This is a genomic window from Moraxella ovis (assembly GCF_900453105.1).
Lineage (GTDB): Bacteria > Pseudomonadota > Gammaproteobacteria > Pseudomonadales > Moraxellaceae > Moraxella > Moraxella ovis.
Genome location: NZ_UGPW01000001.1, coordinates 1,668,024 through 1,692,402, shown reverse-complemented (window position 1 = coordinate 1,692,402; position 24,379 = coordinate 1,668,024). Strand labels below are relative to the sequence as shown.

Genomic DNA, 24,379 nt, shown 5'->3' with positions numbered 1-24,379 from the left:
GCTTGAATCAATCTTGAATAACTTAACTTAAAAAGTTAAAACTTTAAAAATTAAAATTTAAAGTAAAAAATAAAACAACAGACTCATAAATAGCGTTGTTATCCTTTTACGCTGACGACAATAGCAAGATGGAACCACCTGATCCCTTCCCGAACTCAGAAGTGAAACGTCTTAGCGCCGATGGTAGTGTGGTTCGCCCATGTGAGAGTAGGTCATCGTCAGCATCTTATTTGAAGCCACCCCCGTCATTAATGGGGGTGGTTTTTATTACCGATTTATAACTTAATCTACTTGCATTTTGGACTAAAATCTGTCATTATCCATACTCATTTATTGCTAATTTCTTGCCCAAAGGATTCTTCATGATCTCACAAAAGGGATTCACCCTCATTGAATTATTAATCGTCATTGTGATCATTGGTGTGCTTGCCATGTTTGCCATTCCGCAATTTCAAAATCGTACGGCTGTGGCGCAGGTGAGCCGTGTGACCATGGAGGTCAGTCAGCTGCGCAGTGCGGTGGATATTTGTTTATTACAAGGCATGACAGGGTCAAGCTGTCAATTAGGCTGGACAAAGAGTAATTTGATTGAAGAAAGTGGTACGGCGCCTGCAGAGAGCAATACAAACCCTGCCACAGGTCAATCAGGCTTATCGGTTAAGCTTGGTACCACTTCAAGCATTGAAGCCACCTTAGGACAAGATGCTGCCACCTCACTGCATGGTAAGAAAATCATCTGGACACGCGATGAAAAAGGCGTGTGGGCATGTACGACAGATGTGGCAGAAGAATATCGGACGCAGGGGTGTGGGGGTGTTGCTCGTGGTCAGTAGTTTTGGTATAATAATGCGTCTATTTTTAATAGGCGTATTTTTCATCAACACTACACACACGAAAATTGCCTGTAGGCGCAGAATGTTGGGGTGTTTGAAGGTTTGATTAATCTGGCAACAGATGCGTGCCTTTAAATTCAATATTTTGATTTCGTGGAGGCGTAACCCATTAATTAATTTAGGATTTTTTATGTCAGATAAAAACCCAACTCAAATTTCAATGCGTGATTTGCTAGAAGCGGGCGCTCACTTTGGTCACCAAACTCGTTTTTGGAATCCAAAAATGAACCAATATATCTTTGGTGCACGTAACCGCATTCACATCATCAACCTTGAGCACACTGTTAAGCAATTCAATGAAGCACTGACTTTTGCTAACCAACAAGCTGCTAACCGTAACAAAATCCTTTTTGTTGGTACTAAGCGCGCAGCAAGTGGTGTAATCCGCGAACAAGCACAACGTGCTGGCATGCCTTACATCGATCACCGTTGGTTAGGTGGTACTTTGACTAACTGGAAAACCATTCGTCAGTCAATCACTCGCCTAAAAGAGCTAGAGAAACAAGCTGAAGATGGTACTTTTGCAAAACTAACTAAGCGTGAAGCTCTTGAGCGTACCCGTGACATGGAGAAACTTGAGCGCGCACTTGGCGGTATCAAGGACATGGGTGGCTTGCCAGATGCATTATTCGTAATCGACGTTGATCACGAAGCAATCGCTATTAAAGAAGCTAAAAACCTAGGTATCCCTGTTATCGGTATCGTTGATACTAACTCTAATCCAGATAACGTTGATTATGTTATCGCTGCTAACGACGACGCAATCCGTGCAGTAAGCCTATATGCAACTGCCATGGCTGACGCGATCATCGCTGGTAAAGAGTATGCAAAAACTCAAGGTAAAGCTTCAGAACAAGAAGTAGGCGTCGAAGCTGCTGCTGAATAATCTTTAATTATTTAGCAATTAAAGGCGTGAATGTCTATTGATTAACGTTCATGCCTTTTTTAACAACAGCCCATGTTAGTCATGAAATTTTCATTTTTTATGACTACAATTGAATTGAATAAATATTAAGTATTATACATTTAAAAGGTGAAAACCATGTCTCAAGTATCTGCAAAGTTGGTAAAAGAATTGCGTGACCGTACTGGTCTTGGCATGATGGAATGTAAAAAAGCGTTAGAAGAAGCAAATGGCGACATCGAACTTGCCATTGATAACCTACGTAAATCAGGTCAAGCTAAAGCTGCTAAAAAAGCAGGTAACATCGCTGCTGATGGTGCAATCGTTATTGCTCAAGCTGCTGGTAAAGCACTGCTATTAGAAGTAAACTGCCAAACTGACTTCGTTGCTAAAGACGAGAGCTTCACTGCATTCGCTAACAAAATAGCTGAGCTTGCGCTGGCTAACAATACAACTGATGTTGAAGCGATCTCTGCACTACCTTATGGCGATGGCACGACTGTTGAAGAAGCTCGTATCGCATTGGTACAAAAAATCGGCGAAAACATCCAAGTTCGCCGCGCTGAAATCATCGAAGGCGCTAACCTTGCTGCATACCGTCACGGCATCCGTATCGGTGTTGTTGTATCTTACGAAGGCGGTTCAGAAGAAATCGGTAAAGCTGTTGCCATGCAAGTAGCTGCATTCAACCCACTGGCGGTTAATGAAGAAAGCGTACCTGCCGACATCCTAGCGCGTGAAAAAGACATCATCGAAGCTAAAGCTAAAGAATCAGGTAAGCCCGAAGCGGTTATTGAGAAAATGATCACCGGTGGTGTTCAAAAGTACCTAAACGAAGTAACGCTTGTAAATCAGCCATACGTTATCGACAATGAGAAGAAAGTTGGTGATGTACTGAAAGCTGAAAATGCAACTGTTCTAAGCTTTAAACGTCTTGAAGTTGGCGAAGGCATCGAGAAGAAGCAAGAAGACTTCGCTGCTGAAGTTGCTGCTGCTCAAGCTGCTGCACAATCTTAATTCTTATTTGATTAAGATAAAACGCACTGATATTCAGTGCGTTTTTTATTGAAATTGAGCAAATCGTAAATTGATAAAAATAAAGTATGGGGGTACAATAGCTTTGTTTTATTTGCATATTAATTTAAAAATTGGAGGTGTTCATGTTTAATAAGAATGAATTTATTCAGCTGTTGCTTGATTATGGTGTACTAAAATTTGGCGAATTTACCCTAAAATCAGGCCGAGTCAGTCCATACTTTTTTAATGCTGGATTATTATCAAGTGGTAAGGCGCTTGATATGCTATCAAAAGGTTATGCCCAAATCCTTGCCAATGAATTAAAAAACACCGAAAGTCCTACCATCTTCGGCGCGGCTTATAAGGGCATTCCTTTTGTGGCGACTACGGCACAGACTCTATGGCAATCTCATGATATTGACGCTGCTTGGGGCTATAACCGCAAAGAAGCTAAGACACACGGCGAGGGTGGTAACTTAGTCGGTGCAGATCTAACTGGGAAATCAGTATGGGTGATCGATGACGTCATGACAGCTGGCACGGCGGTGCGTGAGGTGGTTGAGATTCTAAAAAATGCCGGCGCAAATCTTGCGGGAATTGTCATTGCACTTGATCGCAAAGAACGTGGGCAGGATGAACGTTCAGCAGTGCAACAGATCAATGATGACTTTGGCGTGCCTGTTCATGCCCTTGTAGATATTGATGATATTATTGCATTTCTAGAAGCCAAAGGTGAGACCGAGTATCTGGCAAAAATGCAAGCCTATCGCCAGCAATACGGGATTTGAGCCATGAAAAAATTAAACTTTCTAATTGTCATGGATGATATTGCCACCATCAGCTATAAAAAAGACACATCTCTTGCGATGATGTGGGCAATTAGCGAACGTAATCATGGCTTGGCGTATTGCGGTATTCATGATCTGTGGCTTGATAAGGGTAAGCTTTGTGTGGATAAGCAGGATCTAAGAGTTTTTAAAAATCCTGAAAAATTTTACGAACTTGATGAAAAAACCACCGTTAAGGCTACGGACTTTGATGTGATCTTGATGCGCAAAGATCCGCCATTTAACATGAGCTTTTTGTATGCTTTGCATTTATTAGAATATGCCAAGCGCGCAGGAGTGCTTGTGGTGAATGATCCTAATTCAGTGCGTGCGTGCAACGAAAAGCTATTCGCGACGCAGTTTAGTGAATACATGAGCCCAACCATTGTCACCGCCAAGCAGTCACACATTCGTGAATTCATCAATGAGTATGAAGATGTGATTGTCAAGCCATTAGATGGCATGGGTGGTATGGGGATTTTTCGGTTGACTGCAGACAGTCCGAACATCGGCTCAACCTTAGAGATGCTGACCCAGATGGAGAGCTTGCCCATTATGGTGCAAAAATATCTGCCCGAGATTAAAGAGGGCGATAAACGCGTGCTAATTGTTGGCGGACAAGTGGTGCCGTATTGTCTGGCACGCATCCCACAAGGGGGCGAGACTCGTGGTAACTTGGCCGCAGGTGGCCGCGGTGTTGCCATGCCACTGACTGATGCTGAGCGTGCTGTCGCCGAAAAAGTGGCGCCAACATTATTACAAAATGGTCTGTACTTTGTCGGGCTTGACCTAATCGGTGCAAAAATCACAGAAATTAACGTAACATCGCCAACTTGTGTGCGAGAGATTGATGATCAATGTGGCACGCAGATCACGGTTGATTTTATCGAATTCATAGAGAAATTGGTAGATTGATATAGTATCCATATGGCAATAAGACGGTTATTTACCGTCTTATTCTTTATTATCTAATCGCAATTTTCATTCACGAAATTGTCATAAATATATCTTATGCTATGCATACTTTTTAATGGTTTGTTAATTTGAAAGTGTCTGATACTCACCGCAATGTTGAACGCAGTGTTAATCACACTTTTGGATTAATTTAACTGTATTTTTATCGTATTTGGAGTATGCCATGCTATCGCACAGCCCTAATGAGTTTGATTTTCAAGATGAGGAATTTGTAGAGGATTCCAACCCAACAGACAACCCTGAATTTGCATCGATGATGAATTCTGTGCATCGCCGCAGCGTTCTAAAAGGCGGCGCTGGTCTGACTGCCGCAGCGTTTTTTGGCAGTTTCCCGTTGTCGGCGCTGGCTAAGCCATCAGCTAATACTGTCAAAAATTTACAACGTCCAAACTCGCTAAAATTCACCGCGGTGCCACACTATACAGGTGGTGATATGCTAGTGGCTGAGGGTTATCGTGCTGAGTTGATTTTGCCGCTGGGTACACCGTTGGTCAGTGGTATCGATGACTGGACGGACGATCGTATGGTGGTGGGCGAATCGTTCAAATACCGCATGGGTGATAACCATGACGGCATGTGGTTTTTTGGTCTAAAAAATGGTCAGTATGCGCCCGAAGTTTCGGAGCGTGGACTGCTTGCCATGAACCATGAGTACACCAATCCAAACCTAAACCCGATCGAAAATTATACAGAAGAAGATCTAAGCGCAACCAAAATCTATCAAAAAAGAAAGCTTGCAAACGATGTTCGCCGTGAAATTCACGCACATGGCGTGTCTGTGGTTGAGCTAAAGCGCACACCGACAGGTTATGAATTGGTAAAAGATTCTCCGTTTAACAAGCGTTATACCAGCGGCACGACAACCAAAATCTCAGGCGTCGCCAAAGGCAGTGAGTATCTACAGACGAAAATTGACCCTAAGGGCTTAACGAGCGTTGGTATTAATAACCAGTGTGGCGCCGGATTGTCACCATGGGGAACGTATTTGACCACAGAAGAAAACTTCCTAAATGTCTTCGCCAGAAGTGAAGACAAAGCAATCATCAGCGAAAAAGACGACAAGCGATTGGCTCGTTATGGTCTAAAAGAGCACACCATCGGTGATGATGTCTATCGTTGGCACACACCAACCGATGGCGAAAAAGGCGAGTTCGATCACTGGGATGTGACTGCCAAACCTGACTCCAAGAAGCCTACCGACGACCATCGTAATACCTTTAATACCTTTGGTTATATCACTGAGATTGACCCGTTTAATCCTAAAGCTCAAGCGGTGAAGCGTACAAGCTTGGGTCGTTTTGCGCATGAGAACTGTGCTTTTGTACCGCCAGAGCAGGGTGAGAACTTGGTGTTCTATATGGGTGATGATGCGCGTGGCGAGTACATCTATAAGTTCGTCTCAGATGCCAAGTGGTCAAACAAAGACATCGGTGGTGGTCTAAAAGTGGGTGATAAATACCTTGATAAAGGCACGCTATATGTTGCGGTGTTTAATGATGACGGCACAGGCGAGTGGCGTGAATTATCAAAGAAAAACCCTGCATTGGCTGATTTTGAAAATGAAGCTGAGATTGCTGTCTTTGCCCGTTTGGCTGCTGACAAAGTAGGTGCAACCAAGATGGATAGACCAGAATGGGTGTCGGTCAGCCCAATCACAGGCGAAGTCTATGTCACCTTAACCAATAACTCTAAGCGTAAAGAAGAAGATGTGAATGCTGCCAACCCTCGTAGCTACGATGGCAAAGGCAACCAGCATGGACACATCATCCGATTTGCAGAATTGGCGGGCAATACTGGCGATAAGTTCCGCTGGGACATTTACCTGTTCGCCTCTCCACATGATAAGGCTGAGCAGAATCTATCTAAGCTAACCGCTGAGAACGATCTGTCATCGCCAGATGGTCTGTTCTTTGACCCACGCGGCGTTCTGTGGATTCAGACGGATGACGGTGCTTATACTAAGACGACCAACTGTATGCTGCTTGCAGCACTGCCGAATAAGATTGGTGATGGCGAGACTGTATCTACCACCACTGGCAAGATGACACATGTTGGGGCGACCGCTACGCCTGACACCTTAAAGCGTTTCTTTGTAGGTCCTGCTGGTTCAGAAGTGACGGGCATCACCATAACTCCTGACTTTAAGGCACTGTTCATCAATATCCAGCATCCAGAAGGAACTTTTGGTGTGGTGGCAGGTGGTAAGACGCCGCGCTCAGGCACGGTCGTCATCACCAAAAAAGACGGCGGTGTAATTCTAGGCGAATCATTAGACGCATAACTTTATCAATCTTAACTAAAGAAGAGCAGGTGAGCATCTGCTCTTTTTTGTGTTTAATTGAATGGCTTGGTTGTGCTAAAATACACAAAAAATATCGTACATCTCATGCCAGAACTCTCCATCGACGTCATCATCCCTTGTTATAACGCTGCTGATACCATTGAGCGAGCGGTGATGAGCGTGCTTATCCAATCGAATCTAGGTAGGATTTATCTCATTGATGATGGCTCAGTCGATGAGACTTGGCAGGTCATTACTAGATTGCAAAAGAACCATCCCAATCTAATCCATATTGAAAGACTGCCCATCAATAAAGGTGTTGCCACAGCCAGAAACTGGGGAGCGATGCTTGCCAAGTCTAATTTTATTGGTTTTTTGGATGCTGATGACAGCTATCAGAGCCAAGTGTTGCCAGCGTGCGCGATGGTGTTCTCGCAGTTTGATGTGGGGATGATACGACTGCCAATGACTCCGATCAACCTTCCTAAAGAGTTTGCTGATCATCCTGAATTTGATATCGCTTGGCGTACCTTTGAGATGACCGCGGGCAGTAACATGGTGTTTTACCGTCCTTATTTTTTGGCATTGGGTGGGTTTGATGACGATGAGATTTTTAAGAGGTTTGGCGGTGAAGATGGTGCGCTAGGGCTTGCCACCATTGATACATCAATGATTGCCACATTGTTTGACAATCCTGATTATGAGGTTGGAGTGGATTATCATTGCCATCAGAACATGTTTGCAAACCATCTATTTCATGCATTATTGTTTGGTGAGAATACTCGAAGCGTCACTCAAGATGACCTCCATAAGGCCAATCAATCCACCCAAAATGCCATCAATAGAATTAAAAAGCTACGCAAGATCATCAACACCAAAACGGGCAAAATGCCAATCGTATTATCTTAGTAGCTTAAATGTTACTGTTTGATGAATTTTTTTTGTGAATGATATTTTTCCCTTGTATTTGTCGGCATTTTGTTTCACAATATTGTTTTTAACATCCTGTTATTTAACGAATTAATCTGGAATAGTAATGAATATTTTGATGATGGCGGCCGGTACTGGCGGTCACGTTTTTCCTGCGCTGGCGGTGGCGGATGAGCTAACCAAGCGCGGCGCAACTGTCCATTGGTTGGGTACGCCCAATGGCATGGAGAATGATTTGGTTGCAAAACACGGCTATAAGATGCATCACGTGGACATGCAAGGCCTGCGCGGCAAGGGTTTGGCTCGCGTGGTAAAATTGCCATTCATGCTATTCAAGGCTGTCATGAAAGCCAAAAATACCATTGACTCAGGGCGCATCGATGTTGTGGTGGGTTTTGGTGGTTATGTCACTGCGCCTGGCGGACTGGCTGCCAAGCTTTCAAAAAAACCACTCATCATCCACGAACAAAACGCCATCGTCGGCATGAGCAATAAAAACCTAGCACGTCATGCGGATAAGATCCTACAGGCGTTTGATGGCGCTTTTGGCGATGGATTTGGTCAACGCCTAGTGACTGTGGGCAACCCCGTGCGTGCCAATATTAGTCAGATTGCACCGCCTAATGAGCGTTATGACGATAATGACACATCTCCGCTTAAGGTGCTGGTGGTTGGTGGTAGTCTTGGGGCAGCAGCGATCAATAAGGCGGTCATTGAAATGTTTAGCTATCTAAACCGCCCAATCAGTCTGCGCCATCAATGTGGTAAGGACAATCATCAAGACATGATCGTGGCATATTCTCGTGCGAATATTGACACGTCGCGCCATATTTTTGAAGTGATGCCGTTTATTGATGACATGGCGGTAGCTTATGCTTGGGCGGATGTGATCGTGTGCCGAGCAGGCGCATTGACAGTGACCGAGATTGCAAGTGTGGGCGTTGCACCGATTTTCATTCCGCTTCCACACGCTGTGGATGATCATCAGACCGCCAATGCCAAGAGTCTGACGAACGATGGTGCGGGTATCTTGCTGCCACAAAGTGAACTTTCTGGCGCAACGTTGGCGGCGAAGTTAGATGCATTAACCCGAGCAGACTGCAAAGAAATGGCGATCAAGGCTCGCAGCCACGCCAAAGACAACGTTGCTCAGAATGTGGCGGACATCATCGAGCGGTCAATTAAATAAAAACAATAGAATCTCTGGGACAACACATGACAGATAATAATTCATCAAAACAACTTGCCAAGCAGCTTATCGAAATCCCTGAAATGAGACGAATTAATACGATTCACTTTGTGGGTATTGGCGGTGCAGGCATGTGCGGCATCGCAGAAGTGCTTTTCAACCAAGGCTATACCGTAACAGGTTCGGACATCAAAGAAAGTCCCGTCACCAAGCGTCTAGAGAGTCTTGGTGTGACGGTATTCATCGGGCACGATTCATCTAATATTAAGGACGCTGACGTGCTGGTGGTGTCATCTGCCATTGATAAGACGAATCCTGAAATTCAAACCGCGCTACAGGCGCGTCTGCCGGTGGTTCGTCGCGCTGACATGCTTGGCGAGCTCATGCGTTACCGTCATTCTATCGCGGTGGCGGGTGCGCATGGCAAGACGACAACCACTAGCCTTCTGACCATGATGCTTACCGAAGCGGGTCTCGATCCTACCTATGTCATTGGCGGTAAATTAAACGCATCGGGTAAGAACGCATCGTTGGGCAGCTCTCGCTATTTGGTTGCTGAGGCGGATGAGTCAGATGCCTCATTCCTGTCGCTGCGTCCGATGGCGGCGATCGTGACCAACATCGATGAAGATCACATGGAGACCTATGGCGGCAGCTTTGATAAGTTAAAGCAGGCTTATATCCAATTCCTGCAAAACATGCCCTTTTATGGATTGGCGGTAATTTGTGGCGATGATCAAGAATTGTCTGGCATGATTGATGACATTGCGCGCCCTGTACTAACTTTCGGTTTCGGTTCGCATAATGACGTGCAGGCGACCCACCTAGAGGTGGAAGGTGCACGCACGCATTTTACTGTACTGCGCAAGGATCGCGAGCCACTTCGCCTGACTTTAAACATCCCTGGCGAGCACAACGTCCTAAATGCACTGGCTGCCATCACTTTGGCGACTGATGAAGGCGTGGATGATGAGGCGATCGTTCGTGCGGTGAGTAAGTTTGCAGGCGTGGGTCGCCGCTTTGAACAGCAGGCAGACATTGCTGTAGATGGCGGCAATGTACTACTGATTGATGACTATGGGCATCATCCAACCGAAGTGCTGGCAACCATCAAGGCAGCTCGCCAAAGCTATCCCGAGCGCCGCTTAGTGATGATGTTCCAGCCGCACCGTTATAGCCGTACTCGTGACTGCTTTGATGAGTTTGTTGAGGTGTTGTCGAATGTCGATGAACTGCTTTTGTTGGATGTGTATCCAGCAGGCGAGGCGTTGATTGTGGGTGCCGATACTAAGTCATTGGCGCGCAGCATTCGCCTACGTGGACAAGTCGAGCCAACGCTCGTGGATAAAGAAAATCTAGCACCAGTCATGCAGCGCGTCCTAAAAGCCGGCGATCTTCTAATCACTCAAGGCGCGGGCAATGTGGGACATATTTGTTTGGATTTAAGAGATAACGAACTGTATCTAAAATAATTCATAGATAAATAATTAAACCATTTGAGAGATAATATGACAAAGATTGATCCAACTGCTTTTGGTAAAGTGGCTGTTGTTTGCGGTGGTACGAGCAGTGAGCGCGAAGTTTCTTTAAATAGTGGCAAGGCGGTGCTAAATGCATTGCTTTCAAAAGGTGTGGACGCGCATCATTTTGACCCCAAAGAGACCGACATCTCGAAGCTGCGTGACTATGACCGTGTGTTTAATGTGCTGCATGGTACATTTGGCGAGGATGGCAGCTTACAAGGCGTGCTCGATGGTTTTAATATCCCATACACAGGCTGTGGCGTGTTGGCTTCTGCTGTTGCGATGGATAAATTTCGCAATCGCTTATTGTGGCAGTCATTGGGGCTTCCGAATGTACCTTATGTGGTCTTAAATGACGACAGTGATTTTGAGCAAGTAGAAAAAGAGTTGGGTTTTCCTTTGTTTGTCAAACCGGCAGCTGAGGGTTCTAGCGTTGGCGTGATGATGATTGAGAGGGTAGGCGATTTGGCAAAAGCATACCCTGAGCTTAAGCAGTATCACGGCGAGATTCTTGCAGAAAAAGCAATCACAGGCGGTGAGTACGCGTGTTCGCTGTTGGGCGATGAGGTGCTGCCAAGTATTCGCATCATCCCTAAGGGTAAGTTCTATGACTATGAAGCCAAATATCTGCGCGACGACACGGTATATCAATGCCCATCAGATCTGATGGATGAGCAGGAGCGTGAAATGGGCGAGCTTGCGCGACGTGCCTTTAGTGGTATTGGTGGTCGTGGTTGGGCGCGCGTCGATTTTCTAAAGTCTGACGATGGTAAATTATACCTATTAGAGATCAATACTGTGCCAGGCATGACGGATCACAGCTTGGTACCGATGGCGGCAAAGCAAGCGGGAATTGATTTTGCAACCTTATGTGTGACCATCTTAGAGCAGACCTTGTCTTAATATTTAAATTCAATAAAAAAGCCGAAACGTGATTCGGCTTTTTTATTGTCTAAAGACAAGCGATGATTGCAGATTTAAACTGTAACTTGATGTAAAAAATCATGCTTTGGTTGATATTTTGCTTTGTGTTATCGATAAAATGCGTTATTATATACAAATTTATCGTATTTATCGCAAATTCCCCATGAATTCCCAAGTCAATACTAAAAATGCACGTCGAGTTCTAAAACTATGGCAGATTTTGCTCATGGTAGCCATTGTGCTTGGCGGCTTGATTGTTGCAGCGATGAAGGGTATTGAGCAGGCGCCAAAACGCCCACTTGTCTTAGAATTGAGTAATTTGACCGAATCTCAGGCGAATTCGCTAAAAACCGCGACCGCACCATTTGGGCAGGTTCAGTTTTTTGGCGCGGATTTGATGGGTATTCATCAAGTGGTGTCTAGCTTGTCGTGGGTTGAGAGTGCCAGCGTTAAGCGCGATTGGCAGCAAGGCGCTATTGTCTCTGTCGTGCCGCGACGTGCGGTGGCTAATTTCGGTAGTCAGCATCTGCTTGATGCCAATGGTGCGGTGTTCGTGCCGGCTGATGAGCGCGAGCTAATGGATAAGAATCTGGTTCATCTGTACAGCGGTCACACCAATGATGCAACGGACATGATGCGCCAGATGCAGCGAGTCAATGAATGGTTCTCTCCGCTTGGTATGACGGCAGAGGACATGACATTAACGTCACGCCAGACTTGGCTGATTCGTTTTGATAATGGGCTTCGTGTGATTGTCGATCATGAGAACACCGAACAAAAACTGTTTAGTTTGTCGTCACTTTTGGCGGGCAGTCTTGCCAAAGAATTGCCAAAAATTCAGTCGGTAGATTTGCGCTATAAAAACGGTTTTGCCATTGCTTGGAAAACTGCTGAAATACCTCAAAAACCGTCTGATTCAGGCTTGAAAACTTCTTGATGAAGAATGTTTTTTAAAAAGCGTTTAATTTCGATTGATTTTTGTTCAAATGGGAAATAAATCCCTGATTTTTATGGGCTTTGCTCTTTTATAAAATCATCATCAATGCTAAAATATTACAAAGCTCGTGCGTGCGACGTAAGTCGATGGTTGTTGTGGTTTTTTGAGATTTTTTTGTGGCGTTTTGCCGGTTAATTGAGGATAGTTATGTCAGACCTACAGGTTGCGTTGCATTTGAGTTCAACTGCTGCTTATACAGTAGTCGGCTATGCAACAGGTACGCCTGAACAGCCAAAGATCAAGGTCTCGGCGGTGGGTTTGGCGCGCACAGATGCATTCGTTGGCGGTAAGATCGAACGTCGTGAGCACTTATTAAGCGCGGTTTATAAGTCTCTGCAAGAAGCAGGCGACATGGCAGGGGTGAATATCCATGAGGTGTGCTTATCGTTTGCATCACCTCTCATGACCTCAATGAACGACATGCAAAAGCTTAGCTTGCACAAGAGCAGAGCGCACACCACAGTTCAACAAAGCGATCTGTATCGCGCCAAAGAGCTGATTGCTGATAAGCTGCGTGCTGAAGATTATACGTTATTGCAATCATGTCAGCTGCTAAGCTATCTAGACGGCGTCCAAGAGGTTAAAGATCCAATTGGCATGCACGCCAATGAGATTAGCGTAGCAAACCATGTCATGGCGCTGCCTGCCAATTACCATGCGCAGATTCTTGATGTGGTTAATTCAGCAGAGGCATCGGTAGGGGCGACATTGTTTGATGGCGTGGTCAGTGCTGAATATGCCCTAACCAAAGAAGAAAAAGAGCGCGGCGTTTGTTTTATTGACATTGGCCTAGGTACGACGAAAGTTTGTGTGTATCGTGGTGGTTCGCTTTTGTTTTCCGATTGTTTGGACGTGGGTGGTCAGACGGTTACTTTTGACATTGCGACAGAGCTTGGCTTGTCGGTGTCTGAAGCTGAGAGTCTAAAGCATCAGCAGGGCACTGTTCAGCTCGACCCTGCCAAGCGTGCAGCTTTTGTAACTCTAAAGCGTCGCTTGGGAGGAGAATCAACGGTGAGCTTGCGTCGATTGAGTAGTGTGATCGCGGCGCGTTATGATGACATTTTTATGCGCATCAGTAAGCGCCTTGATGATTTGGGCCTGTCATCGCAGATCGAAGCGGGTGTTGTCTTGGCAGGCGGTGCCACTCAGATTGATGGTCTTAGCTATTTTGTGGGTCGTCAATGGGGTCTGCCGGTCCGTATGATGACCACGAATGGACGCGTCAGCATTTGTCCAAAAAATCTAACCGATGACAATATTGCGCTACTTAATGGTTATCTAAAAGATAATAAGCTGCACAGCGTGATAGGTTCGCTACTTTATCAGAATGGCGAACAATTCATCAAAGACAGCTATGGCGAGGTGTCAGCTCAAGACAGGCTGACAAATAAAGTTTCTGAAGGTTGGCGAGTATTCACCAACCAAATCAAAAAATGGTTTTAATGCCTTTGGGCGATGATTTTCAAATTCTTGGAGTGAGTTATGGTTAAGTACAGCATGTCAGATGACACACAGTTTGATTCAGATGGACAAGCACGTTTTATCGTTGTTGGTGTTGGCGGTGGCGGTGGCAACGCAGTTGAGCACATGGTAAATCAACACGTTACGGGCATCAATTTTGTGGCGGCAAACACTGACCGTCAAGCACTTGGCAAGCTTACCACGCCAAACAAACTACAACTTGGCAGCGAGCTAACTCGTGGCTTGGGTGCCGGCGCTAACCCTGAAGTGGGTCGTGAAGCAGCTGAGAGTGACGAAGCTGAAATTCGTGCGCTACTGTCTGATTATGACATGGTGTTCATCACTGCTGGTATGGGCGGCGGCACAGGTACGGGCGCAGCTCCTGTGATTGCTCGTATTGCCAAAGAAGAAGGCATCTTGACCGTTGCAGTTGTGACCACACCATTTAAATTTGAAGGTGGTAAGCGTGCTAAGCTTGCTCAAGAAGGTATTGATCAGCTGGCTCAGTACGTTGACTCAATCATCACAGTGCCAAACGAAAAACTACTACAAGTCTATCGCGGTCTGACCATGAAAGATGCATTTGCCAAGGCGAATGACGTTCTACTGCAGGCGGTTGATGGCATCACTCGCACGATTCGTGAGCCTGGTGTGATTAACATCGACTTTAATGACGTACACACTGCCATGACGGCAAAAGGTCATGCAATGATGGGTATTGGCCGTGCTAGTGGCGAAGGTCGTGCGGCAGAAGCAGCAGAAAAAGCGATTCGCTCTCCACTTCTTGACGATCTACTACTGAAGAACGCTCAAGGTGTGATCATTAATATCGTGGGTGCGAACATCGGCATGAGCGAACCGTATGAAGTTGCCGAAGTGGTTAGCCGTATTGCGAACATCGATGAGGGCAACATCTTCTTTGGTGCTGTGGACGATGAGTCAATGGGTGATGACATCTATGTAACCGTGATTGCAACAGGTTTAACAGTGGATGAGCGTCCTAAAACCCAGCTAGCCAATCAACAATCTGCACCTGCAGATCATGTAAGCGCGATTGCCAGCCAACAGCCACAACAACAAGCTGCGCCTCAAGCTCAGCCACGCCTAGTGACTAAGCCAATCAGTGTTGGCAACTACCTGCAACAGCAGCAAAACAAAAACGACTAATCAATGTCAATGCAATCGCCCTATACCATGTATGGGGCTTTTGTTTTTAGGGATAGATATGATAGATCTACATAGCCACAGCACAGCATCAGATGGCACCAACACACCTGCCGCTCTAGTAAAAAAAGCGTTTGATGCTGGCATCAAGATTTTTGCGTTGACGGATCACGATACCATTGCAGGCGTGGCAGAAGCGAAGCAAGCCGCAGAAGAGTGTGGCATTCGTCTGATTAATGGTGTTGAGATCAGTTGCGCACATGCTCTGGCAGGTGGGTATGGCAAAAATAAAGAACTACAAAAAATCATCCATGTCGTCGCATTGAATTTCGCTGACACTCAAAGAATGCATGAAGCACTGCAGGCACTACAAGACAGCCGCCATCATCGTGGGCGGCGGATGATTGAGAAATTGGGCGAGATATTAACTGATGATGACAGCGAGACGCTCACCGAGACTTTGTGGCAGGCAGTATTAATCAAAGCAGATAATAACCCGCGAGCCATTGGCCGAGCGCATATCGGACAGGTGCTGCATGAGCTGGGATTTGTCCACAGCGTGCAAGCTGCCTTTGATAAATATCTGGCGGATGGCAAATGCGCCTATGTCGAGATAGAGACCATGACCATGGCAAGGACGATCGAGCTGATTCATGAATGTGGTGGCTTGGCTGTGTTGGCGCACCCGACTCGCTATGGACTATCGGCGACACGTACGCGAAGGCTGATTGAGGATTTTGCTCAGATGGGCGGCGATGCATGCGAATTGCCAAATAATGAACCAATGAGCCTGCGCGCAATGATTGATCGATGTATCGTAGAACAGGGACTCATGGTATCAGTGGGTAGCGACTATCATGGTGATAATATGCCTTGGCGCAGGCTTGGGGTAACTGCTAAGCCCAAGGTAGATCAGATCGCTGTGTGGGAGCGTTTCTAGATCAGTTCATCCAAATGATCAAGCGTGTATTTAAGTGCATCAAAACATACCCCCATCTCAAAGCCTCGATATTGCAAAAATCGCAATTGACGGGCTTTTTCTTTTGGGTCTTTTGGGATGGTATTGCCGTATTTTTTGCAGCGAGCTTCTATGGCGAGTTTTAGCCAATTGATCTCGCCTTGAGCACTTGTCTCATCGTCTAAGATGGTGCCGTCACTGATGCTCTCTATGCCTGCTTGATCGATGAGCTCATCAAGCGAGTAGGGCAAGTCTATGCCGGCTTTTTTTAGACTTTGATTGATGTGTCTTTTGCCGCGCCCGCGCCGCACACCTTCGCGGATCAGCATGTGGGCGCAGCGTTCATCCGATTGATAGCCTTTATCAGCAAATTCATCTAATAAATCCGAGACCATGTCAGGGTCGCAGTCTTTATCGAGCAGCTTTTGACGCAGCTGTTTTTGTGATAATTCATGATTGGATAGATAATAAAAAGCAAGCCATCTTAGCCTGTTAACTGTTTTATCGTTTTGGTAAACCGGCTCAATGTCAACTTTTTGAAGAGCTTGGATGGTGCTCTCATCCAAAATGGTTTGATTATTATCTGCCAAGACATGAGTTATGTTTGGCTGTGGGACTGCTTTGGGCTTATTGCGAGACTTGAGTTTTTTGGACGTATTGGGTGGGGTTGGCAGATCAGGTTCATTAATTGCATCATCGTCTGACAATCGGGCTTTCTTAGGCTCTGATAATGTCAATTCACGAAAATCCTGCCAAGGGTTTTGGGTTGACTTCTTGGCGGTTGGATTATCCGATTGGGTAGATTGTGTTTTTTTGATTTTAGTTGATGGTTGGTGGACATTACCATCAGATGAATCAGCGGATACAGGTTCGCCCATATCCGCCAATATTTCTGCCAATGTTTTGATGGTGGTCATACTAAGATGTCACGCCAAATCGAACCTTAAAACAGGTTGTCATCTTCCATGCCTTCGATGAATTCAGGTGGCTCACCATCATCAGCGTGAGATTCGCTGATGGGTGTGGTATTGCCCATTTTCTCTTGGCGGATTCTGTTTTCAATCTCTTGTGCGATGTCAGGATTCTCTGCCAAGTATTTGACGGTATTGGCTTTACCTTGACCGATCTTGCCTTCGCCATAGCTGTACCATGCGCCAGATTTGCCAACCGCACCGATATCTACGCCCAGATCCACAACTTCACCTAGGCGGTTGATGCCCTCGCCATACATGATTTGGAATTCGGCTTGGCGGAATGGAGGTGCCATTTTGTTTTTAATGACTTTGACGCGGGTTTCTGAACCGACGATGTCCTCGCCTTCTTTGATTTGGCCTGTGCGACGAATATCCAAACGCACCGAGGCGTAGAATTTAAGCGCGTTACCACCTGTCGTGGTCTCAGGTGAACCGAACATAACACCAATTTTCATACGAATCTGGTTAATAAAGATCACCATGCAGTTGGAGCGCTTGGCGTTGCCGGTGATCTTACGCAGTGCCTGACTCATCAGACGTGCCTGCAGGCCCATGTGGCTGTCGCCCATCTCGCCTTCAATCTCAGCTTTTGGGGTGAGTGCTGCCACAGAGTCCACGACGATCATGTCCACCGCGCCAGAGCGCACCAGCATGTCAGCGATCTCTAGGGCTTGTTCGCCGTTGTCGGGCTGTGAGACCATCAGCTTATCAATATCCACGCCTAGCTTGCGCGCATAGATTGGATCTAGAGCGTGCTCAGCATCAATGAATGCACAGGTGCCGCCTTGCTTTTGGCATTCGGCGATGGTCTGTAGGGTGAGGGTGGTTTTACCAGAGCTTTCAGGGCCGAAGATCTCGATGATACGACCTTTTGGTAAGCCGCCAATGCCCAATGCGATATCAAGACTTAATGAGCCTGTGGAGACCACATCCACGTCGATTTTTGCCGACTCGTCACCAAGGTACATGATGGTGTTTTTACCAAAGCTTTTCTCGATCTGTGCAAGTGCCGCCTTGAGTGCTTTTTCTTTATTTTCATCGACGCTGGTGGTCGCATCCTTCGCTTTTGTGTTCATATATTTTGCCTAATTGATATTAATAAGTAAGGTGTTAAACATCTAATAAATTCTTGTTTATTATAACATAATTTTGTTCGTAAATTACGATTTATCGTAGTGTTTTTATGCCTGAAGTTTGCATTAAATATGGGATGATAAAACTTAAATTTGGGACTAGTACAATCAACAAAAATAAAAGTTATCCACAAGTTCCACATCAAAAAATGCAACAATTTGTGGAACATTATACAGCCTAATAAAATGTATTATTATGAAAATAGATTTGTCAATATCTAATTTTATAAATTCATAAGTTATTGATTTTATTTATAAAATAAAAGTTATCTACAATCATTGTGGATTTATGACAGTACGGTTAAAGCGCCTATTTATATAGCTTTGCTCACAAAAAGCCGACCTTTTCCACAAAGTTATCCACAGTTTTTGTGGATAATATTTCAAGCCCAATAAACTCAAAGGGTTGCACGCATGAGATTCAATTTTTAGCTGATTTTTAAGATTTTTTAAAGGATGAGTTTTGCGCTAAAATTAGCATGTTTCACAAATATGACAAACGTAATTTTTTGTGAAACAGCATGATTTGGGTGAAATTTGACCGTTGATGTGATGGATAAAAAAGACGACACTAAATGCCGTCTTTGAGGTGATTTTGGGATTTTATACTTTTTGGTAGATGAGATCCCAAGAGCTGCGCCCATAATCAAAGCCGCGCTTTTCAAATTTGGTATAAGGACGAAAATCTGGGCGCGGGGTGAAGTTACCTTGATCTGCGGTATTGCGAAAAATAGGCATATTATCAAGCACTTCAAGCATCCATAGAGCATAATGCTCCCAGTCGGTGGCTGCGTGGAAAGTACCGCCTACCTTTAGGGTGCGAGCCACGATTTCCATGCGGTACGTGGTGACGAAGCGGCGTTTGTAATGGCGCTTTTTTTGCCATGGGTCTGGGAAGTATAGCTGAACGGTATCAAGGTGATTTTCGGGCAGATTCGTCAGTAGCTCGATGGCATCACCGCTTAGTACCTTGAGGTTGGTCAGTCCAAGCTCGTGGGCGATGTAGGCGGTGCGCCCGATGCCGGGTTCGTGCACTTCGATGCCAACGAAGTTGCGCGTTGGGTTGTTTTTCGCCATCTCGATTAGGCTGTCACCCATGCCAAAGCCAATTTCTAGCGTGATGGGCGCATTCTCGCCGTTTGGCGTGTCTTTAAAATAAACCCTTAGATTGTGAATATCGCTGACATTACCCAACTTGCCAAGCTCAAAGCCTTGATTGATGATATAAGGTGCGTACTCATCAGAGGTTAGGGCGATTTCGCTTGATTGGCTCATGTGCGTGCGACGCTTCATGAACGTGTCGATTTGACGAAATTGTTCAGGGGTTTGGTTTAGGCGGCTGATCTGTTCGCTGATGGTGTCGCGGTCTGTGTCGGGGGTTTGGCGATCACCGCCAACAGGTGCGAGAAATTCTGCTTTTTGGGTCATGGTATTATTGGCAAAAAAGTCGTAAAATGATAGGTTAAATTTGGTAATTATAAGCCAAGCCAACCATAACCGCAAACGATTTTATGATAGATGTATGATTCGCCTGCCATTTTTAGAAGATACCACGCCACCGCCATTTTATCAGGCGCATCTGACGCCTAATGAGCGCACTCAGCTTGACAAATGGTTCATTGGGCTGCGTTCTCAAAAGTATTACCTAAAGCGCTTCGAGGAATTCGATCATGCTGGTAAGCTGCATGCGCGTTGGCATTGGGCGGCGTTCTTTTGTACCTTTGGGTGGCTGCTTTATCGCAAGCGTTATCTGGACTGCGTGGTGTACTGCGTGGCAGGCTGGTCGTTCATTAAGGTGAATATCGCCATTATCTTAGCGGTATTTGAATTTACGGTGATTGGGTTTTTGCCCGAAGAGTATCAAATGTGGGCGCGCGTCATCGTGGGTGGCTCTGTTTGGCTGTTCTGGGCGTCCATGGTGGCCAGATGGGCAGATGCGTACTATTATCGCATGGCGCGCCGAGAGATCGCTGATGTGCTGGACTTTTATCCGCGCAATCAAGAATCTCAAAAAGCACACCTAAAGCGTGAGGGTGGCACCAGCCTTGTGGGCATGAGTATCGCCTTTGCCATATTTGGAGTGATGCTCTCAATCATCATCGGTCAGTTCGTTCCGATCATCGCCATGCAAAAAGAACAAGAAGTCATCTTTGAAAGCTATCGTTCTGCCAACGCTGTACAAAAACGCGTCGCAGCGATCTACGATGCCAGCCATCAATGCCCTGTTAATCTGCCCGTCTCTGCTGATAATCAGCGCGTCTCCATGGTGGTAACAGATCGTGTGGCAGGCGTGCAGACGGATTGTGCAATTGTCGCCACTGTGTCGGGTGCGACTTATCCAGTGCGTTACCTAAATGGTGAAACCTTAGTCATCTATCACACCAAGAATGACCAAGAACATCACATATGGCGATGTCAAACATCGCTAAACAAAAAGCGCCACCCAAAAAGCTGTGTTGGTTAGCATGTCAGATAGGGCATTTGGCGGACTAAATGCCTTCGTGATTAAGTGTCTTGCCATGCTGGCGATGACGCTTGATCATGTGGCGTGGGCGTTTTTGGAGGTGGATAGCCATCTGTCCGAATGGCTGCACTTCATTGGCCGTATGGTTGCGCCCATCATGGTCTATCTGCTGGTGGTGGGGTATTATCACACGCATGATGTCATGGCTTATGCTAGGCGGCTATTGGTCTTTGCGCTGATCGCGCAGCTGCCTTATTGGTTGTTCAGCCTGTCCATTGAATCGATATTGCAGGGCATGCCATGGCAGGATTATGGACATGGTAACGTACTATTTACCTTGTTTTGTGCGTTAATGGCGCTCATCGTCTATCATAACTCTCACAGCACAATAGTTAAACTTGTGTTGATTGTGCTAATGTATCCTGTCGTGCAGTTATTTGATTATGGATTTGCCTTGGTGGCAATGGCGCTGTTGTTTGCGTATTTTTATCATGACAAAAGAAAACTCATCACCGCCTACGTGCTGGCTTGTCCTGCGTTTTATGTGTTGACCTATGGATTTGAGCGGACGGTGGGTCTTGGCTACATGCATTTTGGCATGCTGCCGGCTGCTGTGATGATTTATTACTTTAATGGCGAAAAGGGATCGAGCTTTGGCGGTAGGTATTTGTTTTATTGGTTTTATCCGGTGCATTTATTAATCATCGCACTGCTGGCTTATGCCTTTGGGTGATTACCAACCCATTGGGTCGATGTCGAGAGTGGCTTTGACGCCTTTGACGCTTGGTAGATTGAGCAGATGTTGCCAGTGTTCTGATAAGACACCATGAAGTGTCTTTCGGTCTTTTGCGAGTAATAACAACTGCGTGTGATGGCGGTTGTTTCTTTTGCTCATGGGTGCATCGATGGCGCCACTTTTGGCAAGATTTGGCGTGTCGGGCAGTTCTCTTGCGATCCGGCTGATGGCATCGCGGGCGCGTGTCTGATCATGACTTTCTACGCGAATCAGTGCGGCGTGACTGTACGGCGGCAAGCCTAAAAGTTGACGCTCCTTTAGTAGTGTATCAGCGAATGCCAGATAGCCGTGCTTGATGAGGGTTAGCAGTAGGGTGTTATCAGGTTGGCGTGTCTGAATGATGACGTTGCCTGGTTTGTGGGCGCGCCCTGCACGCCCTGCCACCTGAATGATGCGCTGGGCGGTATGCTCTGGCGAGCGAAAATCAGGCGACAAAAACCCCAAATCCGCATCAATCACGACCACCAGTGTTACATTCGGAAAGTGATGTCCCTTGGCAATCATCTGCGTGCCGACCAATATCGCAGGCTCGCCTGTCAGGATTTGTTGATACATCGTCTCCCAAGCGCCTTTTTTGCGCATGGTGTCGCGGTCAATCTGCCAGATGGGATAAGTTTGGTGGTTCGTCTGTGGATTGCTAAATAGGGCGTGTAGCTGCTCAGACAGCTTGCTCGTGCCTAGCCCTAATGTCTGCAGGTTGCGACTATTACAATTTGGGCAGGTCTGTGGTTCGTGCGTCCGATGGCCGCAGTGATGGCATTTTAAGTGATTAAATGGATGCTTATGTACTGTGAGATGTGCATCGCAGTGCGGACAATCCGCCTGCCAACCACAGGCATCACACATCAAGATGGGCGCGTAGCCACGACGATTCAAAAAAATCAACACCTGCTCACCAAGCTCAAGGCAACGCCTGATATGCAGAATGCTGTCATCAGACAACAGGGTCTCTTGTGGTGTGCCGTCAGTCTGCACGATCGAGCGAGTGCCAAGACGAATATCAACCAAGCGCATAACAGCCTCGGTAGCAACCCCTGCACGCGTGGGTAGCTTGTACTCTGTGAGCTTACCATCTTTGGAGAGCTTTAGCTGCTCAAGGCTGGGTGTGGCGGTGCCTAGAATCGTTGGGATCTTATGGTGAAAACCACGCCATAAAGCAACATCAGAAGCATGATAACGAAGATGGTCTTGCTGCTTATAAGAGCTGTCATGTGCTTCATCGATGATGATAAGACCGAGATTGGCAAAGGGGTAGAGGATGCTCGATCGGGTGCCAATGATGATCTGAGCGCGCCCTGAGTTGCAATCTTGCCAACCCTCTAGGCGTTCACCATCATTCATGCCAGAATGCAGCACACAAATCTGAGCATCAAAACGCGAGCTAAATCGTGCCTTGGTCTGTGGGGTTAGCCCGATTTCGGGGACTAAGATCAGCACTTGCTTGCTCAGCTGTAGTGCATACCACATCGCATGTAGATACACTTCTGTCTTGCCCGAGCCTGTAATGCCATTTAATAACACACCCTGATAAACGCCATCATCGATGGCTGAGCGAATACCATCAAATGCCAACTGCTGCTTGGCATTTAAAGTGAGCGGTTCACCCAGTAGGGCAGGCGCTTTGGGCAGGGGTGTCTCATCTCGTGTGAGAATGAAAGAACGAATCAGCCCTTTGTCTTTTAGGGTGTTTAACTGGGCTTTAGTGGCGCCTAGCTGTAGCAGCTCCGCCTCGTTAATACTGGGCGTGCTGTCTTTGATGGTGTTAAAAATATGCCATTGTTTTTTGGCGGTTTTACTGATATTGGCTGTGACAAAATCATTATCCATCGCCGCATCAGCCAGCTGCCAGAAGGTGAGTTTTTGCGTGAGGGATTTGCCTTGATTAATCAAGCTTGGCAGCATCACAGACAGGGTGTCACCCAGTGGATAATGATAATAGGTAGAGAGCCAATTTGCCAAATCAAGCAATCTATCATCTAAGATGGCGTGATCATCTAGGCACTCGTGAATGGCTTTTAGCTTATGATGTGGGACGTCAGTATCCGATGGATCGATGTGCGCAATGACAATGCCGACCAAGTCTTGGCGGCCAAAAGGTACACGCACGCGAGAACCGATGGGCGGTAAATTACCATCTATGAGGTGTTCGTTGGGACATAGGTAGTCAAATAGCCGATACAAAGGGGTCGACAGGGCGATGCGCAATAGGGTATGATGCATAAAACAAAGGCTTGGCGATGACCAAGCTCGATGTTATCTTAGGTTAAGGGTCTAGATGTAAGATGGCTTCGATCTCAACCACGCCACCTTTTGGTAGAGCAGCCACTTGAACCGCGGCACGCGCAGGATAAGGCGAGCTTAGTCTGTCATTAAATACTTCGTTCAGCACAGCAAAATCATTCAAATCAGTCAAAGATACGTTAAATTTAACTGTGTCAGTCAATGAGCCACCTGCAGCCTTGGCGATGGCTGCTAGATTATCAAAAGCCTGCTCAGCTTGCGCGCGAAAGCCGTCTTTTAGTTCCATTGACTTAGGATCTAGGCCTAACTGACCTGAGATGTAGACAGTGCTGCCTACTTTCACTGCTTGGGAGTATGTGCCAACTGCTGCTGGTGCATCATCTGTATGAATGATTTGTTTTGCCATGAGATGTCCTTGATTTTTAATAATTTATGAGCAATCAATCGGGATAATTAGGCTTTGGTGCGCCCAAAATAAGCAACCAACTTATCAAACAAGCTCATCGCAGGCTTGTCCGTATAGACGATATTACCTGCCACATTGTCAGCAGTCTTAGGTAGGATGTTTGGTTCGCATTTACCCAAGAAATGCGCCGCTTCTGCTTTAGAATTAAGATCGATATTACAGCACATAATACACCTTCTGTATGGTTAATTACTTATCTTTATCATAAATCAATTGCCACCTGTAATTCAAGTGGTTTTTGAATATTGTCCAAAAAAGCCTA

At 46.1% G+C, this 24,379-nt stretch carries 22 protein-coding genes and 1 rRNA gene; 17 read left to right on the top strand and 6 right to left on the bottom strand.

Annotated elements, in window-relative coordinates:
* The first annotated feature begins 110 nt into the window (after positions 1-110).
* The 15 genes from rrf to DYD54_RS08005 all read left to right on the top strand — a co-directional run bounded on the left by rrf (position 111) and on the right by DYD54_RS08005 (position 16,025).
* Positions 111-224 (top strand): 5S ribosomal RNA (gene rrf, locus DYD54_RS08075).
* 138 nt (positions 225-362) lie between these two features.
* Complete coding sequence (locus tag DYD54_RS08070; protein WP_063514484.1) at positions 363-833, top strand: pilin; 471 nt, start codon at positions 363-365, stop codon at positions 831-833.
* Positions 834-1,023: 190 nt separating this feature from the next.
* Positions 1,024-1,779 (top strand): 30S ribosomal protein S2, encoded by a 756-nt coding sequence (rpsB, locus tag DYD54_RS08065; protein WP_063514483.1) that lies wholly within the window; start codon positions 1,024-1,026, stop codon positions 1,777-1,779.
* Positions 1,780-1,935: 156 nt separating this feature from the next.
* Complete coding sequence (tsf, locus tag DYD54_RS08060; protein WP_046697017.1) at positions 1,936-2,814, top strand: translation elongation factor Ts; 879 nt, start codon at positions 1,936-1,938, stop codon at positions 2,812-2,814.
* 143 nt (positions 2,815-2,957) lie between these two features.
* Complete coding sequence (pyrE, locus tag DYD54_RS08055; RefSeq protein WP_063514482.1) at positions 2,958-3,602, top strand: orotate phosphoribosyltransferase; 645 nt, start codon at positions 2,958-2,960, stop codon at positions 3,600-3,602.
* A 3-nt stretch (positions 3,603-3,605) separates the two neighbouring features.
* The gene (gshB, locus tag DYD54_RS08050; RefSeq protein WP_063514481.1) at positions 3,606-4,556 is read left to right on the top strand and encodes a glutathione synthase; all 951 of its coding nucleotides are present in this window, start codon (positions 3,606-3,608) and stop codon (positions 4,554-4,556) included.
* A 223-nt stretch (positions 4,557-4,779) separates the two neighbouring features.
* Positions 4,780-6,897 (top strand): PhoX family protein, encoded by a 2,118-nt coding sequence (locus tag DYD54_RS08045; RefSeq protein ID WP_063514480.1) that lies wholly within the window; start codon positions 4,780-4,782, stop codon positions 6,895-6,897.
* Positions 6,898-6,969: 72 nt separating this feature from the next.
* Positions 6,970-7,806 carry a glycosyltransferase family 2 protein gene (locus DYD54_RS08040; protein WP_147285087.1) on the top strand — a complete coding sequence of 279 codons (837 nt, stop codon included), beginning with the start codon at positions 6,970-6,972 and terminating at the stop codon, positions 7,804-7,806.
* Between the two features lie 127 nt (positions 7,807-7,933).
* A complete protein-coding gene (murG, locus tag DYD54_RS08035; protein ID WP_063514479.1) occupies positions 7,934-9,016 on the top strand; it encodes an undecaprenyldiphospho-muramoylpentapeptide beta-N-acetylglucosaminyltransferase in 1,083 nt (360 codons plus the stop codon).
* A gap of 26 nt (positions 9,017-9,042) precedes the next feature.
* Complete coding sequence (murC, locus tag DYD54_RS08030) at positions 9,043-10,488, top strand: UDP-N-acetylmuramate--L-alanine ligase (protein ID WP_063514478.1); 1,446 nt, start codon at positions 9,043-9,045, stop codon at positions 10,486-10,488.
* A 36-nt stretch (positions 10,489-10,524) separates the two neighbouring features.
* The gene (locus tag DYD54_RS08025; RefSeq protein ID WP_063514477.1) at positions 10,525-11,442 is read left to right on the top strand and encodes a D-alanine--D-alanine ligase; all 918 of its coding nucleotides are present in this window, start codon (positions 10,525-10,527) and stop codon (positions 11,440-11,442) included.
* A gap of 184 nt (positions 11,443-11,626) precedes the next feature.
* Positions 11,627-12,400 carry a cell division protein FtsQ/DivIB gene (locus DYD54_RS08020; protein ID WP_063515022.1) on the top strand — a complete coding sequence of 258 codons (774 nt, stop codon included), beginning with the start codon at positions 11,627-11,629 and terminating at the stop codon, positions 12,398-12,400.
* Between the two features lie 207 nt (positions 12,401-12,607).
* The gene (gene ftsA, locus DYD54_RS08015; RefSeq protein ID WP_063514476.1) at positions 12,608-13,903 is read left to right on the top strand and encodes a cell division protein FtsA; all 1,296 of its coding nucleotides are present in this window, start codon (positions 12,608-12,610) and stop codon (positions 13,901-13,903) included.
* A 39-nt stretch (positions 13,904-13,942) separates the two neighbouring features.
* Positions 13,943-15,088, top strand: coding sequence for a cell division protein FtsZ (gene ftsZ, locus DYD54_RS08010; protein WP_063514475.1), 1,146 nt, complete (start codon positions 13,943-13,945; stop codon positions 15,086-15,088).
* Between the two features lie 58 nt (positions 15,089-15,146).
* Complete coding sequence (locus DYD54_RS08005; RefSeq protein WP_228703541.1) at positions 15,147-16,025, top strand: PHP domain-containing protein; 879 nt, start codon at positions 15,147-15,149, stop codon at positions 16,023-16,025.
* Here the strand turns inward: DYD54_RS08005 and DYD54_RS08000 are convergent.
* The 3 genes from DYD54_RS08000 to trmB form a co-directional block, all read right to left on the bottom strand.
* The gene (locus DYD54_RS08000) at positions 16,022-16,960 is read right to left on the bottom strand and encodes a regulatory protein RecX (RefSeq protein ID WP_063514473.1); all 939 of its coding nucleotides are present in this window, start codon (positions 16,958-16,960) and stop codon (positions 16,022-16,024) included. The two genes, DYD54_RS08005 and DYD54_RS08000, sit on opposite strands and share 4 nt — an antisense overlap.
* Before the next feature lie 26 nt (positions 16,961-16,986).
* Positions 16,987-18,093: a recombinase RecA gene (gene recA / locus DYD54_RS07995; protein WP_063514472.1), complete on the bottom strand. Its 1,107-nt coding sequence runs from the start codon at positions 18,091-18,093 to the stop codon at positions 16,987-16,989.
* A 660-nt stretch (positions 18,094-18,753) separates the two neighbouring features.
* The gene (trmB, locus tag DYD54_RS07990) at positions 18,754-19,578 is read right to left on the bottom strand and encodes a tRNA (guanosine(46)-N7)-methyltransferase TrmB (RefSeq protein WP_084260746.1); all 825 of its coding nucleotides are present in this window, start codon (positions 19,576-19,578) and stop codon (positions 18,754-18,756) included.
* 94 nt (positions 19,579-19,672) lie between these two features.
* Here trmB and DYD54_RS07985 point away from each other — a divergent pair, with 94 nt between their 5' ends.
* Positions 19,673-20,614 carry a DUF2628 domain-containing protein gene (locus DYD54_RS07985; protein WP_063514471.1) on the top strand — a complete coding sequence of 314 codons (942 nt, stop codon included), beginning with the start codon at positions 19,673-19,675 and terminating at the stop codon, positions 20,612-20,614.
* A 1-nt stretch (position 20,615) separates the two neighbouring features.
* Positions 20,616-21,347 (top strand): TraX family protein, encoded by a 732-nt coding sequence (locus DYD54_RS07980; RefSeq protein WP_063514470.1) that lies wholly within the window; start codon positions 20,616-20,618, stop codon positions 21,345-21,347.
* Here DYD54_RS07980 and DYD54_RS07975 read toward each other — a convergent pair whose 3' ends face one another.
* Genes DYD54_RS07975 through DYD54_RS07965 form a run of 3 tightly spaced genes read right to left on the bottom strand, consistent with a single transcriptional unit; the run spans position 21,348 to position 24,284 of the window.
* Positions 21,348-23,630 carry a primosomal protein N' gene (locus DYD54_RS07975; protein WP_063514469.1) on the bottom strand — a complete coding sequence of 761 codons (2,283 nt, stop codon included), beginning with the start codon at positions 23,628-23,630 and terminating at the stop codon, positions 21,348-21,350.
* Between the two features lie 43 nt (positions 23,631-23,673).
* Entirely contained in the window at positions 23,674-24,057 is a 384-nt protein-coding gene (locus tag DYD54_RS07970; protein ID WP_063514468.1) for a RidA family protein, read from the bottom strand.
* Positions 24,058-24,104: 47 nt separating this feature from the next.
* A complete protein-coding gene (locus tag DYD54_RS07965; RefSeq protein ID WP_063514467.1) occupies positions 24,105-24,284 on the bottom strand; it encodes a hypothetical protein in 180 nt (59 codons plus the stop codon).
* Positions 24,285-24,379 lie beyond the last annotated feature (95 nt).